Annotated in this window: 15 protein-coding genes; 10 read left to right on the top strand and 5 right to left on the bottom strand. The window is 62.4% G+C overall.

What is annotated here, in order from left to right:
• Positions 1-65: 65 nt before the first annotated feature.
• The 8 genes from GY725_22830 (at position 66) to GY725_22865 (ending at position 10377) form a co-directional block, all read left to right on the top strand.
• Complete coding sequence (locus tag GY725_22830) at positions 66-1424, top strand: hypothetical protein (protein MCP4007025.1); 1359 nt, start codon at positions 66-68, stop codon at positions 1422-1424.
• Positions 1425-1537: 113 nt separating this feature from the next.
• Complete coding sequence (nadC, locus tag GY725_22835) at positions 1538-2359, top strand: carboxylating nicotinate-nucleotide diphosphorylase (GenBank protein MCP4007026.1); 822 nt, start codon at positions 1538-1540, stop codon at positions 2357-2359.
• A complete protein-coding gene (locus tag GY725_22840; GenBank protein ID MCP4007027.1) occupies positions 2335-3150 on the top strand; it encodes a biotin--[acetyl-CoA-carboxylase] ligase in 816 nt (271 codons plus the stop codon). Before nadC ends, GY725_22840 begins: the two co-directional genes overlap by 25 nt.
• Positions 3151-3171: 21 nt before the next feature.
• Positions 3172-3948: a type III pantothenate kinase gene (locus GY725_22845; GenBank protein ID MCP4007028.1), complete on the top strand. Its 777-nt coding sequence runs from the start codon at positions 3172-3174 to the stop codon at positions 3946-3948.
• 40 nt (positions 3949-3988) lie between these two features.
• Positions 3989-6052 (top strand): elongation factor G, encoded by a 2064-nt coding sequence (locus tag GY725_22850; GenBank protein MCP4007029.1) that lies wholly within the window; start codon positions 3989-3991, stop codon positions 6050-6052.
• 38 nt (positions 6053-6090) lie between these two features.
• A complete protein-coding gene (locus GY725_22855) occupies positions 6091-7185 on the top strand; it encodes a hypothetical protein (GenBank protein ID MCP4007030.1) in 1095 nt (364 codons plus the stop codon).
• A gap of 1 nt (position 7186) precedes the next feature.
• Positions 7187-8062, top strand: coding sequence for a GTPase domain-containing protein (locus tag GY725_22860; protein MCP4007031.1), 876 nt, complete (start codon positions 7187-7189; stop codon positions 8060-8062).
• Positions 8063-8073: 11 nt separating this feature from the next.
• Positions 8074-10377, top strand: coding sequence for a GAF domain-containing protein (locus GY725_22865; GenBank protein ID MCP4007032.1), 2304 nt, complete (start codon positions 8074-8076; stop codon positions 10375-10377).
• Here GY725_22865 and ald read toward each other — a convergent pair whose 3' ends face one another.
• The 5 genes from ald to GY725_22890 are packed head-to-tail and all read right to left on the bottom strand — an operon-like array spanning position 10378 to position 14641.
• Entirely contained in the window at positions 10378-11502 is a 1125-nt protein-coding gene (ald, locus tag GY725_22870; protein ID MCP4007033.1) for an alanine dehydrogenase, read from the bottom strand.
• A gap of 9 nt (positions 11503-11511) precedes the next feature.
• A complete protein-coding gene (gene sat, locus GY725_22875; protein MCP4007034.1) occupies positions 11512-12666 on the bottom strand; it encodes a sulfate adenylyltransferase in 1155 nt (384 codons plus the stop codon).
• Positions 12667-12683: 17 nt separating this feature from the next.
• The gene (locus GY725_22880; protein MCP4007035.1) at positions 12684-13643 is read right to left on the bottom strand and encodes a hypothetical protein; all 960 of its coding nucleotides are present in this window, start codon (positions 13641-13643) and stop codon (positions 12684-12686) included.
• A 1-nt stretch (position 13644) separates the two neighbouring features.
• Entirely contained in the window at positions 13645-14199 is a 555-nt protein-coding gene (locus GY725_22885; GenBank protein MCP4007036.1) for a hypothetical protein, read from the bottom strand.
• Between the two features lies 1 nt (position 14200).
• On the bottom strand, positions 14201-14641 hold the full coding sequence (locus tag GY725_22890) for an Rrf2 family transcriptional regulator (protein ID MCP4007037.1): 441 nt from the start codon (positions 14639-14641) through the stop codon (positions 14201-14203).
• 123 nt (positions 14642-14764) lie between these two features.
• Between GY725_22890 and GY725_22895 the strand changes: the two genes are divergently transcribed.
• Both GY725_22895 and GY725_22900 read left to right on the top strand, forming a co-directional pair.
• Complete coding sequence (locus tag GY725_22895; GenBank protein MCP4007038.1) at positions 14765-17701, top strand: DEAD/DEAH box helicase; 2937 nt, start codon at positions 14765-14767, stop codon at positions 17699-17701.
• Between the two features lie 43 nt (positions 17702-17744).
• Entirely contained in the window at positions 17745-19739 is a 1995-nt protein-coding gene (locus GY725_22900; GenBank protein MCP4007039.1) for an ABC-F family ATP-binding cassette domain-containing protein, read from the top strand.
• The last annotated feature ends 108 nt before the right edge of the window (positions 19740-19847 follow it).

Below are 19847 nucleotides of genomic sequence, written 5' to 3' on the forward strand. Positions count from 1 at the left end.
CGACCGCGATACCGCAGCCCGAAGCTCCTGCCACGACCGCGATACCGCAGCCCGAAGCTCCTGCCGTGACCGCCATACCGCAGCCCGCGGTGGCTCAGATGACCCCGGCCGAGCCGCTGATCGATGCTGAACCGCTGCCGGCCGAGTTCCTGCCCAACGAAGCGCTATCGGGTGAACCGCTCGCCGCGCAACCTGCGGCACACGCGGCACCGATCGCCCAGAATCCGAACTGGGTAGAGGAGAATCCCAACCTGCTGACGGATCTTCCGAATACCGATTTCAACGCGCCGTCAGCCCTTCCACACGCTCATGCGGGTGCGACACCGGCGATACAGCCCCTGGTCGAGGACCCGAATGCGGTTCCCTCGCTTTCCGGTCTCCCGACGCCGGACTCCGAGGAGTTTTCCTTCGAAGATCTCGAGTTTGGAGATGCACCTACGACCAATACCGACACCGGGGTCTTCGGGGCAGCTTCCGAGTCTCCGGCCCCAGCCGTCGACTACAGCGAGACCACTTTCCTCGATCCACAGACTTCGCTCTCACCGCTGCCCCCAGTCGCCCCAATGCAGGAGGCTCCGGCCTGGCAGCCCGATCCGCTGGCCGACACGATTCCCGAAGATCCCTTTGCAAACACAAACGATGACAGCGGCAGTTCGGATTTACCGTTACTCCACCGCTCGGCGGCTTTCGCGCCGGCCAGACCCGAAGACGACACGGCAGTCGAGGGAGCCCGGGCCGGACAGCCCATCGCCGAAGCCGTTCCCTGGCCCGACCCGGAACCCGCGCCATCGACGGCACCCGCGGACTTTGCTCCGGTTCAGATGAGCACGGACGCGGCGCTACTCGAGGCCGAGCCCATGTTCTCGCCAATTGCCGACACCGACACCGTCCCAGTTCCAGCCCTGCCAACCCCCGTGGAACCGCTTCACGCCGAGCCTCTCGCAGAAGAACCGCTCGAAACGGAACCTTGGGAAACAGAACCGTTGGAAGCCGAACCACTCGACGCGATGCCGCTCGATACGCAACCGCTCGAAGGTGGCCCGCTCATGATCGAGCCCGAACTCGAATTCGACACCGAGCAGGATATCGCTGCAGGCCAGAGGTCCCCGGAGGGGAGCTTTGAAGCGGCCGCGGCGCGCCTGGAAGCGGATACCGCGCTGCCGTCCACCGAGGATCTTTTCGCCCCGGAGCCCGCACCCGAGGGCAATCTGAACCCGCTACCTCAGGGCATTCATCTCGATCCCGCCGACGTTCGCAACGCGATCGAGAAGGTCGCGTGGGAAGCCTTCGGCGCGGTACAGGAGCAGCTGATGCGAGAGGTTACGGCTCGCACCGAGGCCGCGATCTGGGAGATTGTCCCTCAACTGGCCGAGCGCCTGGTCCGCGAGGAGATCGCCAGACTGAAGGCCGACGTCGACGAGTAGCGCCTGAGAGGCGTCGTGTCTGTATAATTCCGTCTCGACCGCACGGAGCGGTCGGAGGCGCGGAAACCGTGGAACACGTCGAGCAGGGACAGCATCCTCCCCGATCCAACTGGATCTGGCTGGTCGATGCCGCGCTCGCCGAAGACATCGGTCCCGGTGACGCGACTTCCCTGGCCGTGTTGCCCGAGGGATTGTCGGGCAGCGCCCGCATCGAGGCGCGCGTCCCCTTGATCGTGTGTGGTCTCGAGGTCGTACGTGAGATCTTCGAGCGCTTCGATCTGCACTTCGAAGCACGAGTCCGCGATGGTGATCCCGTCGGTAGCGATACGATCCTCGCTCGGATAGGCGGTCGAGCACTCGACATCTTGCAAACCGAACGAACCGCGCTGAATTTTCTGCAACGCCTCTCGGGCATCGCCACACTCACCCACACTTATTGCGAAGCCGTGCAGGGCACCCGAGCCGAGATCGTCGATACCCGGAAGACCCTGCCGGGATGGCGTGCGCTGGAAAAATACGCCGTCCGATGTGGTGGCGGCCGCAATCATCGGCACGCTCTGTACGACGGCATCCTGATCAAGGACAACCACATCGCAGCCGTCGGCGGTGTGCGCGCCGCGGTAGAGCGCGCACTCGAGCGCGCTTCGCGCCAACTGCGCATCCGGATCGAGGTCGAGTCCTTGGCACAGGCGCGCGAAGCCATGGAGGCCGGAGCCGATGCGCTACTGGTCGACAACCAACCGCCGGAGATCACCCGAGAGATCGTCGAACTCGCCGATGGGAAGCTACTGATCGAAGCCAGTGGCGGTGTGAATCTTGAAACCGTGGGCGCCATCGCCAAGACCGGAGTCGATGAGATTTCGGTCGGCGCGCTCACCCACTCCGCGACCGCTGCGGACATTGCGCTGGAATGGAACGAAGCCTCTTCGAGCTGAGCCCGACGACGCGCTGGCTCGGCGCGCGACTCGACATCCACGCCGAATTGGATTCTACGAACCTGCGGGCAGAAGAACTGGCCCGGCTGGGAGCGCCTGAAGGCACACTGGTGATCGCAGATCGCCAGTCCGCTGGTCGCGGTCGGCTCGGACGCAGCTTCTTCTCGCCCGGCGGGCGCAGTCTCTACCAGTCCCTGGTCCTGCGACCCCGAATCGCACTCGAACACACGCACTTCTTCGTGTTCGCCGCATCACTCGCAGTCGCCCGGCTTGCCGAAAGACACCTGCCCGAAAGCGTCTGCGTCGAGATCAAATGGCCCAATGATGTGCTGCTGGATGGACGCAAGACATGCGGGATCAACCTGCCGGTGCAACTCGACGGTAGCGAGGTCCAGAGCGCCATTCTCGGAATCGGTTTGAACGTGAACCTGGAAAGCACGGACTTGCCGGCAGAACTCACGCCAATTGCGACCAGTTTGCGCATGGCGGGCGGCCGTATTCTCGATCGGGTCGGGCTCGCAGAGGAGCTTCTGGCCGATCTGGAGGTTCAGCTCGGCGAGGTCTACAAAGGCCGGTTCGGGTTCTTGTTGGATGAGTGGCGGAAATACTTCAGAATGCATGGGGACAGGGTTCGGATCGGCGGACCAGGGGTACCCAGGGAGTACGAAGGCGTGGTCGAGGGAATCGATCGCGAAGGAGCACTTCTGCTGAGCATCGCTGGAACTCACGAGCGAGTCCTCGCCGGCGACGTGACCTTGCTTCGGCGTGACCTCAGTCGTGATCTTGACTGACAAGGGAGGCGGAGTGGTCGGGTGTTACTGACCATCGACATCGGCAATACGCATGTAGCACTCGGCCTGTTCGAGGGCTCGGCACTATTGCATCATTGGCGCCTGGGAACGCATCGCCAGGATACCTCGGACGAGTGCGCGGCCACTCTGCGCTCGTTATTCGATATCGCCCGCGTCAGTACTTCGGACGTGCACCATGCGATCATCTCCTGCGTCGTCCCCGCTTTGCTCCCCATCTTCGAACGCACATGCCAGAAGCTCCTGGAGATCCGGCCACTCGTAGTGGGACCCGGCATCCGCTCGGGCATGCCTATTCGCGTCGACAACCCGCGGGAAGTCGGAGCCGATCGCATCGTCGGCGCCGTAGCGGCTCTGGAACTTCTGGGCGGACCGACGATCGTGATCGATTTCGGCACCGCGACCAGCTTCGATTGCGTGTCGGCCGACGGCGAGTTTGTGGGCGGGGCCATCTTCCCGGGTGTCCTGGTTTCCCTGGACGCACTCGTCGGTCGCGCATCCAGACTCTCGAGCGTGGAAATCGAGCGCCCACCTTCGGTGGTCGGACGCAATACCACCCATTCACTGCAATCGGGCATGTTATTCGGCTACGCCGGAATGGTCGATTCCATGGTACACAGGCTTCGCAAAGAGATCGGCGATTCCGCGCGCGTGCTGGCGACCGGCGGACTGGCAGGACTGATCTCGTCCGAAGCGGACACGATCGAAAGAGTGGAGCCCTTCTTGACACAGGAGGGGCTCAGATTGATTCACGACCGCAACTGCGAATCAACTCACTAGCCTGGGCTAGGAGCGGACGACGCCACATATAGGAGGAATCATGGGCAATGCCGAACTGAGCAGGAACTACGCGCTGATCGGACACGGTGGCGATGGCAAGACCACTCTGGCGGACGGACTCCTGATGGCCGCCGGCGTGACGAGCCGTCTGGGCAGCGTCGAAGAAGGCTCCTCCTATATGAACTGGTTGCCCGAAGAGAGAACCCGCAGAACGAGCATCTCGGCTTCGATCTGCTCCTACATCTTTGACGGCGACGCATTCACCGTGATCGACGCCCCTGGCGATTCGAATTTCGCCGGCGAACTCGAAGGCGCACTCAACGCGGTCGATTGCGCGCTTCTGGTGCTATCGGGCCGTGACGGAGTGAAAGTCGGAACGGAAAGGGCCTTCCAGCAGGCCCGCGAACGCGGCGTTGCGGTGGCCGCAGTTGCGAACAAACTCGACCTGGAGCGGGCAGATCTCTCCACTGCGGCCGCCCAGCTCGAGGAACTGCTCGGCGTGCGCGCCGTGAAGCTCCACCTCCCGATCGGCGCCGGTGAGAGTTTCACCGGCTTCGTCGACCTGCTCTCGGGCAAGGCTCATACCTATCCGGATGATGCCTCCGGAACCGTTACGATTGGCGATCCTCCGGACGACCTCGATGTGGAAAGCGCACGCCTCGAGATGATCGAGGCGATCGCGGAGGCCGATGATGCGATCATGGAAAAATACCTCGAAGACGGGCAAATCTCCAACGACGAACTCCTCGAGACGCTGACCAAGGGCTTGAACGAAGGCACGCTCATGCCTGTGTTCTGCGCATCGGCGGTCAAAAACATCGGTCCTGCATCCATTCTCGGAACGATCGACCGCATCTTTCCCAGTTCCAAACAGCTCCCACCGCGCAAGGGCATGCGGGGCGAAGAAGAAGTCGAACTCACCCCCGACGGTCCCGTGGCCGCCTATGTCTTCAAGTCCGTCGCCGATCGTTATGCAGGCATGCTCTCGGTCATGCGCGTGGTTTCGGGTCGGATCAGCAAGGATATGACGCTGCTCAATCCCCGCACTGGCACCAAGGAGCGCATCTCGAAACTGCTGAAGATCAACGGCGAAGAAACCCACGACACGACAGAAGCGGGACCGGGAGAGATCGTCGCGATCCCGAAACTCAAGGACACACACAGCGGCGATACGTTGTGCGACGACAAGAACCCGGTGACCATCATCGGCTCCGATGCTCCTCACGGTGTCATTTCGTTTTCGGTCGAAGCCACGAACAAGGGGGATGAAGACAAGGTCTTCGAATCGCTCAATCGGCTGGTCGAAGAAGACCGGAGCCTCACCCTGGGGCGCGACGAAAGGACGGGTGAGTTCCTGCTCACGGGTCTGGGACAGCTTCACATCGAAGTGGCGATCGACAAGCTCAAGCGCATGTTCGGCGTGGACGTCACGCTCAAGCCTCCGAAGGTTCCCTATCTGGAAACGATCCACGGACACGCAGAGCACGTAGAAGGAAAGCTGAAGAAGCAGTCGGGCGGCCGCGGCCAGTTCGGAGTGTGCTTTCTGTCGATCGAGCCGGGAGCGCGCGGTTCGGGCGTCACTTTCGCGGACGAGATCGTCGGTGGTTCGATTCCTCGCCAGTTCATTCCCGCGGTCGAAAAGGGCGTGCGCGAGACCTGCGAACGCGGCGTGGTCGCAGGGTACAAGCTGACTGACATCGTCGTCCGCTGTATCGATGGCAAGCACCATCCCGTCGACAGCTCCGAAATGGCGTTCAAGACGGCGGGTAGCGTGGGATTGAAGGCGGCCGTTGCGCAGTCCAAACCCGTCCTGCTCGAGCCGATCATGTCGATGGAGGTGTCGGTCCCGGATGAATCCGTGGGCGACGTCATGGGCAATCTGAACAGCCGTCGAGGCCGGGTCGAAGGGGTCGAATCCCGAGGGGCCGGCTCTGTGGTCAAGGCTCACGTGCCAATGTCCGAAGTGCTTTCGTACGCCTCGGATCTCACCAGCATGACGGGTGGCCAGGGTTCCTTCCACATGGAGTTTGACCACTACGACGAGGTTCCCTCCTCGATCCAGCAGAAGATCATCACCGAGGCTGCGAAAGAAGAAGAGGACTGATCGCCCAGCGCTGAACCGGCGCTTGGGCCGGAGGCAGCGTGAGCGCAGAACTAGAAGCGATCCTGGAAACCTTGGGGCCGGCGCAGCGTTTTGCGAACCCCTCCGCCTCGATCGATGCGCGCCTGATGGCGGCAGGTGGCGCACTGCCCCTGCCACCACCGCAGATCGCGACCGTTCTGTACCTGCTTACTCAGGATGAAGACGCGGGCGTCAAGGACAAGGCAACCCGCAGCCTCGAGGGACTTCCCGCCCCCGTGATCGACGGCGCCCTGAGCGGTCCGCTTCACCCGGCTCCCCTGGCGTATTTCGCCGAGAAGTTTTGCGACAGCGAGTCTCGGGTCGAGAAGATCGCGCTCAACGCGGCCACCTCCGACGAGACTTTCTGTTTTCTGGCGGGCCTGCCGTTCCCGCGCATCATCGACATCGTGGCGAACAACCAGGTACGTCTGATGCGCTGCCCCGCCCTGGTCGAAGCACTCGGCGAAAACTCCCTGGCGAGTCAGGCCACGATCGACCGAGTACTGCAGTTCCTGGGCATCGAACGCGGCGAGAACGAGATTGCCCCGCCGCAATCCGGTGACATTCCCGAGCCGCCACCGCCAGTGGACGTCAGTACGGGCACGGCCATCGACCTCGAAGACCCCAGCGATCTACCGCCCGAACTCAGCGAAGAAAACGCTTCGGAAGAGGAACTGTCGGAATCAGAAGCGGAAGAACTCTCCCAGAGCCTGCTGTCTCGCGTGGCCGAGATGAACGTCATGGAGAAGGTGAAGCTCGCCCGCTTCAGCAATGGGGAGGCGCGCGCCATCTTGATCCGGGATCGCAACAAGATCGTCGCTACGGCCGCCATTCGCTCCCCGAAGATCCAGGAGAGCGAAGTCTCTTCCTTCGCGAAAAGCCGCAATATCTCCGAAGACGTATTGCGCATCATCGCCAACAATCGCGAATGGACCCGCGTCTACGACATCAAGCTCTCACTGACGACGAATCCGAAAGCCCCTCAGGCAACGGCAATCAAGTTCCTCAACTACTTGACCGATCGAGACTTGATGACGGTGATGCGCAGCAAAGAACTCCCGGGTCCGATTTCGCAACAGGCCCGTCGCATCCTGTCTCGAAAAGGGAAGATCTGACATGGGCATGCTGAATCGCGAAACTCGAGAGATCCACGCGAAAATTGTCTACTACGGCCCTGCCGGATCGGGCAAGACGGCGAACATCGAGTTCATCGATCGAAAGCTCAAGAAGGAGTATCGGGGTGAACTCAAGGTCTCGCAGGTACGAGACGGCGGAGGTCAGTACGAGTTCCTGCCGATCACCCTCGGCTCCGTTCGCGGCTATCAGACTTCCATCCACATCTACACCGTGCCCGGAGGGGATGACTATGCAGAGATGCGGCGTCAAATCCTGGACGGTGCCGACGGTGTGGTTTTCGTCGCTGATCTGCGTCCTGAACGACATGACGAAGTCTTGCCCGCACTCGCCGAATTGCAGGAGAATCTTGCGAGCTATGACCGCAGCTTTGACGATGTGATCTTCGTGATGCAATACAACCGACGCGATCAGGCCGACGAGAACGCGGTAGAGGCGTTGCATCGCCGCATCAAGCTGAACCCCACTGCGAGCTTCGAAACCGTCGCCAGCACAGGGACGGGCGTACTCAACACGCTCACGACTCTCTCCAAGCAGATCATCTCGAAGATCCGACAGCGCGCAGATGCCGAAGACGCAGGAGTCGCCATCCAGCCAGATCCTGCGCCGGAAGCCTCACCTGCAGCGCCGGTCGCCACGCCTGCAGCCATCGAAGCGCCTCCCGTGACTGCGCCCGCAGCGGCCAGTGACGCGACCCATGACGCGGCCTTGCCCGAATCGGGCGGATTCAGTGTCGAAGCAACCGGAGCGCCGAAACGCAGCCCGGACGGCGCTATCATGATTCCCGTGCGACTCATCGAGGAATCATCGGGACGGCGCGTCGAGCTCAACCTGCGGGTGAGCATCGACGGCTCCTAGGATCTGCTGCCTTGCGCAAGCGGATCGCCATCGCCGGACACTCTGACGAGGGCCTCGGCCTGATTCCGCTTCTCGAGGCCAACCCGGACGTCGAGATATGCGCGATCCTCAGCGACGATCGCGAAGCTGCGATGCGCGCACTGAGTCGCACCGCCCCGGCACTCGAAGAAAGCTTCGCCGACAAGATCACGATCGACGCGCAATCCGTGCTTCGCACGCCCGGCCTGGTTGCGTTCATCGATTGCGATATGAGCGGCCCGCTGCGCGAAATCCTGGCGATTGCACCGGAACGCGGCGTTCAGGTCACCACGCCGATGATCGCCAAACTGCTCTACGCGTTTGGCCCCGTCGACGGAACTCGCAAACCCGATCTCCTAAAGGCGCTCTCGGAGATTCTCGAGTCCTATAACCTGACCGTCGATCGCTCTGGACTGCTCAATCGGATCCTTCAGATCGCCGTAGGTGCCACCGGCGCCGATCGCGGCTCGCTGATGCTTTACGATTCAGAGATCGAACGCTTGCGCGTAGTGGTGGCCATCGGACTCGAGCGCGAACTTCTGCCGAAGATCCAGGTCTCACCCGGTGAAGGGATTGCAGGTCGCGCCTTCGAAGATCGTCAGGCGATCCTGGTACGGGGACGCGCCGATCACGAACGCTATCGCATCGCGCGCGAGCGCTCCGACGTAGAGTCCGCGATTTCGGTGCCGCTGATCCATGACGATCAGGCCATCGGCGTGTTGAATCTGTCGCATAGTCAACTGCGAAGTGCCTTCCGCGAAGAGGATCTCGATTTCGTCACTAAACTCGCGGCCGTCGATGCGCGCATCATCGCGCGCACAGAGGAATACCACCGCCTACTCGGTGATTCGGCTCGCTTGCGCGCGCAGGCGCACGTAAGGGAAATCCTTGCGGGAAGTTCTCCCCTCCCCCAGCGCTTGTCGGCCATCTGCAAACACGTGGCCGGAGAACTCAGCGGAGGCATCTGCCACGTCTATCTGCTCGAACCGGAACTCCAGGTCTTGCACCTGCGCGGCTCGTCCACCTCGCTGGACCCACTCGCCCCTCCGATCGAGCTACCCATCGACGGTGGAATCCACGGTTGGGTGGCTCGCCATCGCCAGCCCGTCGTGCTTTCGCAAAAGTTCGAAGATATGCGAGCGTGTTTTGCAGTCTTGCCTCTACTGGGCCGCGATGATCTGCTCGGCCTCCTGAGCTTCGAAGGTGCCATTCAGGAAGAACCTCCAGAGATCCTGAAGGTGACGATGGCCGCAGTCGCCGAAGCGCTCGGCTCCGAACTCGGCGATGCACTGCGCGCGCTCAGACTCGAAAGAGAAGCGAACAGGACGGCCGCCATGACCGAGCTGGCGGCGCGTATGGGTTCCGCTCGAGATTCGGCAGAGCTTCATCGCTCGATCACGTCTTCGGCCGCGGTCGTACTCGATGCCGAACACTCCATCCTTCGCCTCCACGACTCCTCGACGGGGCGCTATCAGATTCGTTCCTACTTCGGCTCGGCGGAACCCGATTCGCAGGGCCCGCTCTTCGAGTTTGAAAAGCAACTCTCGATCAGCGCAATCAGCTCGCGGGCTCCGGTACGCGTGATCAACGTCAGCGCCCGCAGCGATCTTCCGACGCAGAACATCGACGTACAGAGCGCGTTGATCGTGCCACTGATCCGCGACGGGCGGGTGCAGGGTACACTGTCGGCACTGGGCAGGGCCGACGCCCATCCCCTTTCGGGAAGGAGCTTTCTCGAGTCCGACTGCAATCTGCTCGGGCGCTTCGCCGAACACGTGCAACAGGCGTTAGACCAGGTTCAAGAGAGAGAGTGGAGTCGTCACAATCTGCGATTCGACGAACTGACCGGCCTACCCAATTCCGCGCATCTGACCGAGCGCATCGATGAGGAGATCGCACGCAGCACGGGACGCGATCGAGTCTTCGCACTGATCCGCCTGGAGATCTCTGGACTTCGGGAACTTCTGATCGAGCAACGCGAAACGGAAGCCGATCGGCTCGTGCTTTCGATCGCCCAGGAACTGAGGGCTCAACTGCGAGAGTTCGACATCGTGGCACGAACGGCGCCGGATACCTTTGAAGTCCTGATCCCGGAACCCGGCGAAGAAGTCAGCGCACTACTCGGCCCACTGGCCCGGCGAGCCCGTGAAGCCATGCGCCGGGAACCCGACCCGAATCTGGTTGACCGCCTCGACCTCGAATTCGGCTATGCGATCTTCCCCGAGGACGCCCAGACGGCGCGCGGCATTCAGCTTCTGGCCGCCAAACCGCGAGTCAAGATCGAACGCGAGAACTGATCAGGCTTTCGCCTGGTGGGCCCAGGGCTTGTCGACGGCCGTCACTCCCAGCGCATCGGCAACGCCACGCAGCGTGACATCGCCGCGATAACAATTCACGCCGCGGCCCAGGGATGCATCTCCGCGCAGCGCCTCTTCTACTCCGCGATCGGCGAGTGCTTGCAGGTACGGGAAAGTCGCGTTGTTGAGCGCAAGCGTCGAAGTGCGAGGCACGGCGCCGGGCATATTGGGTACGCCGTAGTGGGTCACCCGATCAACCTCGTAGATCGGATCGGAGTGGGAGGTCGAACGAATCGTCTCGACGCATCCTCCCTGGTCGACGGCCACGTCGACGATCACCGAACCATCCAGCATCTGCGAAACCATCCTGCGATCCACGAGCACCGGCGCACGCGCACCTGGCTTCAGGACCGCACCGATCACGATATCAGCGGCCAATACCGATTGCTCCAGGTTCACGATGTTCGAGTACAGCGTATTGATGCTGCCGTGGTAGATATCGTACAGGTGAGAGAGACGGCGCTGGTCGATGTCGAGCACGGAAACCTCGGCACCCAGCCCGGCGGCCATACGCACGGCCGCAGTGCCTACGATTCCTGCGCCGATCACGACGACGTGTCCGCGGCGAACTCCTGGCACTCCGCCGAGAAGCACTCCACGACCGCCCTGGTCTCCCTGCAGATAGTGCGCTCCGATCTGAACTGAGAGTCTTCCTGCGACCTCGCTCATGGGCACGAGCAAGGGAAGCGAACCGTCGTCGAGTTCGACCGTCTCGTAGCCGATCGCGACGATGCCCGAGTCGAGAATCGCTTGCGTGAGTTCGGGCTCGGGAGCCAGGTGCAGAAAGTCGAAGAGAACCTGGCCCGGGCGCATCGCGCCAACCTCCGAGAGCGTTGGTTCCTTGACCTTCGTCACGATATCGGAAGCCTCGATCAATTCGTCGGGAGTCTTCAGGATCGTGGCACCGACTTCCTCATAGACGCTGTCCGAATAACCGCTGCCCTCACCCGCCCCCGACTCGACGAAGACTTCGTGATCGCGAGCATTCAGGGCGCGTGCGCCGCTCGGAAGCAGCGCCACTCGCATCTCTCGATCCTTGGTTTCTCGCAGAACACCGATTCTCATCTTGATTTCCTATCTGTTTCGCATCGAGCGAATAAGGATCTTCGAGACCTCGGGACGGGTAAACTCCTCTGGCAGATCCTTCCCGGCGGCGAGCAACTCGCGAACCCGGGTACCGGACAGGAAGAGCCGATCTTCGGGCGCGCTATTGCTGGTCTTGTCCGAGGCCATTTCTCCGTGTTTCTTGCAGAAAAACGAGTGTTCGAACTTCAGCGGCGTGATGCCCAGAGCTTCGGGGTCGAAGCGATCAAAGATCTCGTGTGCCGCATAGGTGCCGTAGTAATCGCCTACACCGGCATGATCGCGACCGACAATGAAATGCGTACAACCGTAGTTGCGACGCAGAATGGAGTGAAAGATTGCCTCTCTCGGACCTGCATAGCGCATCGAGGCCGGAAGCACTGAAAGCAGTACGCGTTCGCGTGCATAGTAGTGTTCGATCAGCGCCTCGTAGCATTCCATGCGCACATCAGCCGGAATATCGTCGGCCTTGGTTTCACCCACGAGCGGGTGTAGCAACAGGCCGTCGACGACCTCGAGTGCGCACTTGGTCAGATACTCGTGCGCGCGATGGATCGGGTTGCGGGTCTGGAAGCCGACGATCGTGCGCCAGCCGCGTTGTGCAAAGACCGCCCTGGTTTCCGCGGGCTCCAGGCGATAGGCCGGAAACTCGCCGGTCGGGAACTCGATCACCCTGAGCGGACCGCCGATACGCACATCCCTTTCCGCATACAGCGCAGCCACACCCGGATGTGCATCCTCGTCGGTCTGGTAGACCTTCCGCGCCTCTTCTCTGCGGTTGGGGGTGTAGCGACTGCGCACTTCCAGGATCGCGAGCATCGCGCCACCCGCGTCGACCAGCGCGACTTCCTGACCGTCCGCGAGAGTATCTGCGGTTTCCGGGTCCGCGCTCAGCGCTACCGGCAGGCTCCAGGGCGTGCCGTCTGGCAAGTGCATATCGTCGACGACGCTCTTGCACTCCGCCTCACTCATGAATCCGCGAAGCGGAGTCAGTCCACCATTGGCGAGCAATTCCAGATCTGTCGTCTCGCGATTGCTCAACTGGATCTTCACCAGACTGCGCGCACGCTCGCGCAGGACTTCGCGTTCGTCTTCTGCGCAACGCAGGTCGACGAGGTCTCCACCCCCGTGTGGCGCAATCGACATGCTCTTCCCCGGACTTCCTACCAGACCGGACGGCCGTTCTGGCCGCCGTGTGTGATCTGGATTTCGACAGCGTCGGACACGCGCGACAGATACAACTGGAGATCCGGCTGGTCCGCGTTGCGCGTTGACGCGTACACCACATAGCGGCCATCAGGCGACGGGCAGGGAAACTCCTCATCGAAAGGCGTATCCGTGACCTTGCGGCGGGCCGTTCCATCTGAACGCATCATCCAGACATCGGAATTCCCATTGCGATTCCTCAGGAAAGCAATCCATTTTCCGTCCCGGGAGTAGCGCGGGAAGCTGCCGCGTGTGATCGGCCGCGGTTCCTTCCCGAGCTCGGCGAGCATGATCACGCCATCTCGGCCTCTTCGCTGCGGCGGGGTCGTGTACATGATGGCTCTCCCGTCGCGCGCAATATCGGGGTTCGTGCCGTTCTTCGCCACGAACTGTCCCCTCACTCGATCTCGTTCGCTGAAGGCAAAGATACTGTGCGACACCTCATTGGAGAGTTTGATCGGTACCGACCAGGCCAGATGCAACGGACCACTGCCGAGCGATGCACCGATACCGACCTGCGCATTGCGGATCTGGTTCCAACTTCCAGTCAGTCGGTTCCAGGTAAAAATCGTAATCGGTCCTCCACCGCGATTGATCTTCGCAACCAGTAACCGGTGACCGTCATAGCTCCAATCGAGAGCGATCGAGCCGAGTCCCGCATCGGGGATTTCGGTGATCGTACCGGAAGGCACGTGGATCAACGCCAGAGCGGTCATCAGACGCGTCTTGAGGGTTTCGCGCTTCTCGGGGTTCTCGATCCGTACGGCATTGCGAAACTCGTTGAAGCCGAGGATGCCTTCGGATGCTTTCTGGCGGATGTAGGCGATCGGCTCATCGGGGATTTCCTCGAGCGGAATACCCTGTCCACAACCGCCCAGAAGTGTGGCCAGCCCAAGCACTGCAAACACTCGTTTCAAATCAACTCGCCTCTCTGACGGCGCGCCCGGCAAAACAGCGCGCGTGTGGATCCCATTCGAATATGCCTGCATTGCGAACCCCGGCCTCGCGAACAGAAACGACCAGTTGCGCGACCTCCATGTACAGCGGTTCCCCTTCGGGTCCGAGTGCGGCTCGCACATCGGTCTGTGAAAGGTACACGCCCGCATCGACGTGGGAGTGATAGATCAATTTCAGCGTCTCGCCGTTGTCTTCGATCGTCTTCAAGGCCCTACACAATTCAGAGTCGTCTATCCAGAATGCCTGATCTGCTCCCAGATCGGATTCACCCTGGGAGCGACGTTGGTTCTGCACGTTGGTACAGCGGATCGTTCGCGAAGGCGCACCGTCGGGGGGACCGGCGATCAGCCCGCAACATTCCTCGGGGTAGCACTCACGAGCGTGCCCGAAAACCTCGAGCATGGGTTCGCGAGGTAATTCCAATGCGGGCAAGTCCTCGTCGACGCGCGCGGCCGCACGGGCATCGACGACCTCACTCGGTTCATCTGCAGGACTTCTCCGGGATTCGGGCTTCATTTCAGATCTCGTACATGACGGGGTCTACCTGTGCCCGCACAACACCGCGTTCACGAGCGACGCGACACAAGTCGGCCATGCTGCGCGCGCTCAGAGTCTTTTCCAGCCCCTCGCGAATCATCTCCCATACAAATTCCGGACACTCCGCAGCACTCGTTCCGTCGCCCTCGCCCAGACTGACGATCGCGCCCTGTACTGCGAGCACGACATCGGCCAGGCTGATGTCCTCAGGCGCACGCGCCAGAACATAGCCCCCACCGGGCCCGCGCTTGCTCTGCACCAGACTCGCGCGGCGCAGCTTCTGGAAGATCTGCTCGAGATAGCGCACGGGGATCTGCTGGCGCGCTCCCATTTCGTTGAGCGAAACGGGTTTGCCCTCGCCGTTGTAGGCGAGATCGAAGATCCCGTAGATCGCGTATTTGAGTTGGAGCGTGGCGCGCAAGATTCGCCGAAAAATAACACGGTTCTCCACTAGGGAAAGAGCGGAGGGCTGCGGGGAAAACGCCGCGTTGGTGCAGGCGAAGAAAAGACGATAACCTGCGCGACGCCTCCCGAGGTGCTCTCCATGACGGAATTTGCAGTAGAAAATTGCGTGCGCGGTCCACTCGAGCGTTTCGCCGAGCACCTCGCCGAACTCGAACCCGAGGAACTCGGGGGAACGATCCGCAGCACCGAAGTGCTCCCGGAGCGATCCGCACGGTCGGGCGAGTTCGAACTCCCCGAGACCCTGACCGGGATCCTGAAGCGCCGCCGCATCACAGACCTGTACTCCCACCAGGCCGAGGCGCTGAGCGCCTGGAGAGCCGGCAACGACGTGCTGCTGGCGACCGGCACCGCCAGCGGCAAGAGCCTGGTCTACAACCTGGCGGTCGCGCAGCGAGCCCTGGAAGACCGCGACGCGCGCGCGCTGTTCCTGTTTCCGCTCAAGGCCCTGGAGCACGACCAACTCGGCTCCCTGCGCGAGGATCTTTCGGCCATGCGCTTGCTGGACCCTCCGAGTGCGGAGATCTACGACGGCGATACCTCTCCCTATCGCAGAAAGAAGATTCGCGAGAACCCGCCGACCGTTCTCCTGTCGACCCCAGACATGCTGCACGCTGGAATCCTGCCGCGGCACGATTCGTGGAAAGAGTTCCTTTCGAAACTCGAACTGATCGTGGTCGACGAAGTGCACACCTATCGCGGCGTGATCGGCGCACACGTCGCGCAGGTTCTGCGACGCCTCATTCGGATCGCGAACTCCTACGGCGTACATCCACAGATCGTGGCCTGCTCGGCGACGATCGGAAATCCCAGCGAGTTCATCACCGAACTGACGGGTCGCAAACCGGTCGTGATCTCGCGCGACGGCTCCCCCCAGGCCCAGAAACGCATCGTATTCGTGGAACCCGAGGCTTCGGCCTATACCGCGGCTGCGCGGCTTTTCCGCCGCTGTGTGCGCGAGGGTCTGCGCACGATCGCCTTCACGCAGGCCCGTCGCATCACCGAGCTGATGCATATGTGGATCGTCGAAGCCGAACCGCAGCTGCGTTCGCGCATCTCGTCGTATCGCAGCGGCTTCCTGCCCGAAGAACGGCGCGAAATCGAACGGCGTCTATTCGACGGGGATCTGGCCGGCGTCATCTCGACGTCCGCGCTCGAAATGGGCATCGACGTCGGCGGACTCGATGTGTGCATCCTGGTCGGCTACCCGGGCTCGATCCTCGCCACGCGCCAGCGCGCGGGACGCGTCGGGCGGGGCCGGGAATCCCTGGTATTCCTGGTTCCCGGTGCGGACGCACTCGACCGTTTCTTCCTGAAACACCCGCACGCATTGATCGAGCGGCCCTGCGAAGACGCGGTGGTCGACCCCGGGAATCTCGAGATCCTGGCGGGGCATCTGCCCTGCGCAGCCGCAGAGATCCCACTTCGCCACGACGAAGCCTGGCTCGAACAACGCGGAGTGGCCGAAGCCCTGGCGACGGCTCACAGCCGCGGAAGCCTGCTCGAAAGCGCTCAGGGCGGCGAGTCTTTTGCAGCGCGCCGCAACCCGTCGCGCGAGATCTCCCTGCGTTCGGTAGGCGAGAGCTTCACGATCAAGAAGCCGGGTTCTGCGGGCAAGCGCGTGGTCGGCACGATCGGCAGTTCGCGCGCCTACTCGGAATGCCATCCGGGCGCCATCTACCTGCACCACGCGCAGAGCTTCGCCGTAAAGGAACTCGACCTCGAAAAACGCGAAGTCAGCGTCGAGGGCCCCCTCAAGGTCGACCACTACACGCGCGCGCTGGGCGAAAAGGACACCGAGATCCTCGAAACCACGCGCTCGCGCCCGCTGGGCAACGCGCTGCTGAAACTGGGCCGCTTGAAGATCACTTCGAAGGTCACGCACTACGAAAAGCGACGCGTCTTCGGGCAGGACCTGCTCGGCCGACACCCACTCGAACTGCCCTCGACCAGCTTCGAGACCGAGGGTCTGTGGATCGAACTCGCCCCCGAGATCGAGAACATCATCAAGTCCGAGGGCGGACACTTCATGGGCGGGATCCACGGACTCGAACACGCGGCCCTCGCCCTGTTCCCGCTTTTCGCACTCTGCGATCGCTTCGACATGGCGGGCATCTCGATCCCCCGACATGCACAGGTGCGCGGGCCGGCCGTGTTCATGTACGACTCCCATCCGGGGGGCATTGGCATCTCGCGCAGCGTATTCGCCAAGATCGAAGAACTGCTCGAACTGACGCTGAAACTGGTCTCGGAATGCGAGTGCGAGGAAGGCTGCCCATCTTGCATCCACTCGCCCCGCTGTGGTGCCGGAAATCGGCCACTCGACAAGCAGGCGGTGATTCGCACGCTGGAACTCGTACTGAGCCAGGAGCCACTGCAATCCGGGACGGCCGAATGCGCGGAAGAACAACCTTTTGATAACCTCGCACCCGCCGTGCACACAGATCAACCCAAAGCACCGGTACTCTTCGACGTGGAGACCCAGCGTTCGGCGGCAGAGGTCGGCGGCTGGCACAACACTCACCTGATGCGAGTTGCACTGGCCGTCCTGTACGACTCCGGTACCGGCGAGTTCGAAACGTTTTTCGAGGACCGCGTCGGCGAACTGGTGGAGCGGCTATTCGAGGCACCGGCCGTCGTCGGTTTCAACATCCGCCGATTCGACTACGGAGTCCTGTCCGCCTATAGCGCGCGCGACCTCGCGAAACTCCCGACCTTCGACCTGCTCGAAGACGTTCACAAGCGACTCGGCTATCGCCTTTCACTCGGACATCTGGGCGAGATCACGCTCGGGCACGGCAAGAGCGCGGACGGACTGCAATCTCTGGAATGGTTCAAGAACGGCGAACTCGACAAGATCGAGAAGTACTGCCGCGCCGACGTCGAGTTGATGCGCGACCTGATGGATTTCAGCGAGCGCGAGGGGCACGTGCTGTTCCAGCGCAAGCGCGACAAGCAGATCGTGCGCCTGCCCGTCGACTGGAGCATCGACACCGTCATGGAGACAGTGGCGAACTAGAGACCGGTGGTTACCCTCGCCTCGCATGCTGCGCGTCGAGGGAATGACCAAGAGCTTCGGGGGCAAGCCCCTTTTCTCCGGGGTGTCCCTCCACGTGCGGCCCGAGGACCGGATCGGCCTGGTCGGCCGCAACGGAGCGGGCAAGTCGACGCTGATGCGGATTCTTTCGGGCCGCGACACTGGCGATGATGGCCAGATCCGGGCACGCCGCGGCGCGCGTGTCGGCTACCTGAAGCAGGAGGTCGACCCCGGAGCCAGCAATACCGTGATGCAGGAGGCGCTCAAGGCGCTGGCGTCGGTCCACGCACTCGAGGCCGATCTGCGCGAAACCGAAGCCGAGATCTCACAAGCCGGAAGCGAGGGCGGCGCGGTGCCTGAGCGACTGGCGGCGCGCTACGACCAGTTGAATCACGAATTCGAGCGCGCCGGAGGTTTCGAGGCCGAGGCCCAGCTACGCGGCACCCTGGTCGGCCTGGGACTCGGACCCGAGAAATGGGATCAACCCCTGTCGCAGCTGTCCGGCGGCTGGCTCATGCGGGTTGAACTGGCCAAGCTTCTGGTCGAAAGGCCGGAGGTCTTGCTGCTCGACGAGCCCACCAACCACTTGGACCTGCCCTCGATCGCCTGGTTCGAAGGAGTGCTTTCGAGCTACCCCGGAGCCGTCGTGGTCGTTTCGCACGATCGCACATTCCTGGACCGCCACGTCACGCAGATCGCGGAACTCGAACTCGGCAAGCTCGATCTGTACAAGACCAACTACAGCGGCTACGTGAAGCAAAAAGCCTTGCGCTCAGAAGAGATCGCCGCGCGGCGCAAGAACCTGGATCGCGAGATCGCCCACAAGACCGCCTTCGTCGAGCGCTTCGGCGCCAAGGCCACGAAGGCGCGTCAGGCCACCAGCCGCAAGAAACAACTCGACAAGCTGCACGAAGAGCGCTCTCAACTCGTCGACCCGAAGAAGCTGCGCACGATGCGGGTGCGTTTCGAGAGCGCCGTGCGCTCCGGCGACATCGTCTTGCGCATGGAGCAGACCGCCAAGGCCTACGCTGATCACGTGGTGTACCAGAGCCTCGATTTCGAATTGCGCCGCGGCGACCGGGTGGCCCTGGTCGGACCCAATGGCGCGGGCAAGTCGACGCTCCTGCGTCTGGGTGCGGGCGCACTGAGCGCGGACTCCGGCGTCATCGAACTGGGACACAACGTCAACTGCGCCTACTTCGCACAGCATCAACTCGACGCGCTGACGGCCAATCGCACGGTCCTGGAAGAACTGAGTTCCGATGCCGGTCTCGACGACATGCCGCGTCTGCGCGGCGTTCTGGGTGCGTTCCTGTTCTCGGGCGACGACGTCGAAAAACGCGTCTCGGTGTTGTCCGGAGGTGAGAAGTCGCGCCTGGCCCTCGCCAAGCTCCTGCTCAAGCGCGCGAACTTCCTGGTGCTGGACGAACCGACCAATCACCTGGACATCGAAGCCCGCGACGTACTGACCCAGGCCCTGGAAAACTACGACGGCACACTGATGCTCGTCAGCCACGATCGACGTTTCATCAACGCGCTGGCGAATCGCGTGGTCGAAGTGACGGCCGCGCAACCCGAGTCGCACGTGCGCTCGTTCTACGGCAATTACGACGACTACCGTGAAACGCTGGATCGCGAAGCCGCCGCAACTCGCAAACAGACAGACACGCCCGCCCCCCCCGCTCCGTCCCAAGCTCCCCAGCCGAGCAAGGCCACGAAGCCGAGCAAGGCCGCGAAGCCGACCCGGCGAAATAGCTCGGAGGATCGCGCCCGACGCAAGAGCCTGCGCACCTTGAAGGCGCGCGGCGCCGAACTCGAAGCCAGGATCGAAAGCGACGAAGCGGAAATCGAGCGCATCAGCTGGCTGTGCGCGGAGCCGGAAGTCGCACGCGACGGCGAGCGCATGCGCGAATTGCAGCTGAAACGCCGCACTCTGGAGACCGGTCTGGCGCAGATCTATGACGAATGGGAGCGGGTCGCCCACGAGATCGAAGCCACCGAGACGGCACTGGCCGGTTGAACGGGGCCAAAACAACCCTGGCCCGGGTCCCGCCATTCAGCTACCGTGCCCGCTCGCTTCGCGACACCTGCCCAGGTGGCGGAATTGGTAGACGCGCTAGGTTCAGGA

The sequence above is a fragment of the bacterium genome, from assembly GCA_024226335.1.
GTDB lineage: Bacteria > Myxococcota_A > UBA9160 > SZUA-336 > SZUA-336 > JAAELY01.

What these genes read in the sequence shown, in the direction of transcription:
- ald (MCP4007033.1), bottom strand. Translation starts at nt 11,502, where the DNA reads ATGAGAATCGGTGTTCTGCGAGAAACCAAGGATCGAGAGATGCGAGTG.
- GY725_22840 (MCP4007027.1), top strand. Translation starts at nt 2,335, where the DNA reads ATGGAACGAAGCCTCTTCGAGCTGAGCCCGACGACGCGCTGGCTCGGC.
- GY725_22885 (MCP4007036.1), bottom strand. Translation starts at nt 14,199, where the DNA reads ATGAAGCCCGAATCCCGGAGAAGTCCTGCAGATGAACCGAGTGAGGTC.
- GY725_22850 (MCP4007029.1), top strand. Translation starts at nt 3,989, where the DNA reads ATGGGCAATGCCGAACTGAGCAGGAACTACGCGCTGATCGGACACGGT.
- GY725_22860 (MCP4007031.1), top strand. Translation starts at nt 7,187, where the DNA reads ATGGGCATGCTGAATCGCGAAACTCGAGAGATCCACGCGAAAATTGTC.
- GY725_22900 (MCP4007039.1), top strand. Translation starts at nt 17,745, where the DNA reads ATGACCAAGAGCTTCGGGGGCAAGCCCCTTTTCTCCGGGGTGTCCCTC.
- GY725_22895 (MCP4007038.1), top strand. Translation starts at nt 14,765, where the DNA reads ATGACGGAATTTGCAGTAGAAAATTGCGTGCGCGGTCCACTCGAGCGT.
- sat (MCP4007034.1), bottom strand. Translation starts at nt 12,666, where the DNA reads ATGTCGATTGCGCCACACGGGGGTGGAGACCTCGTCGACCTGCGTTGC.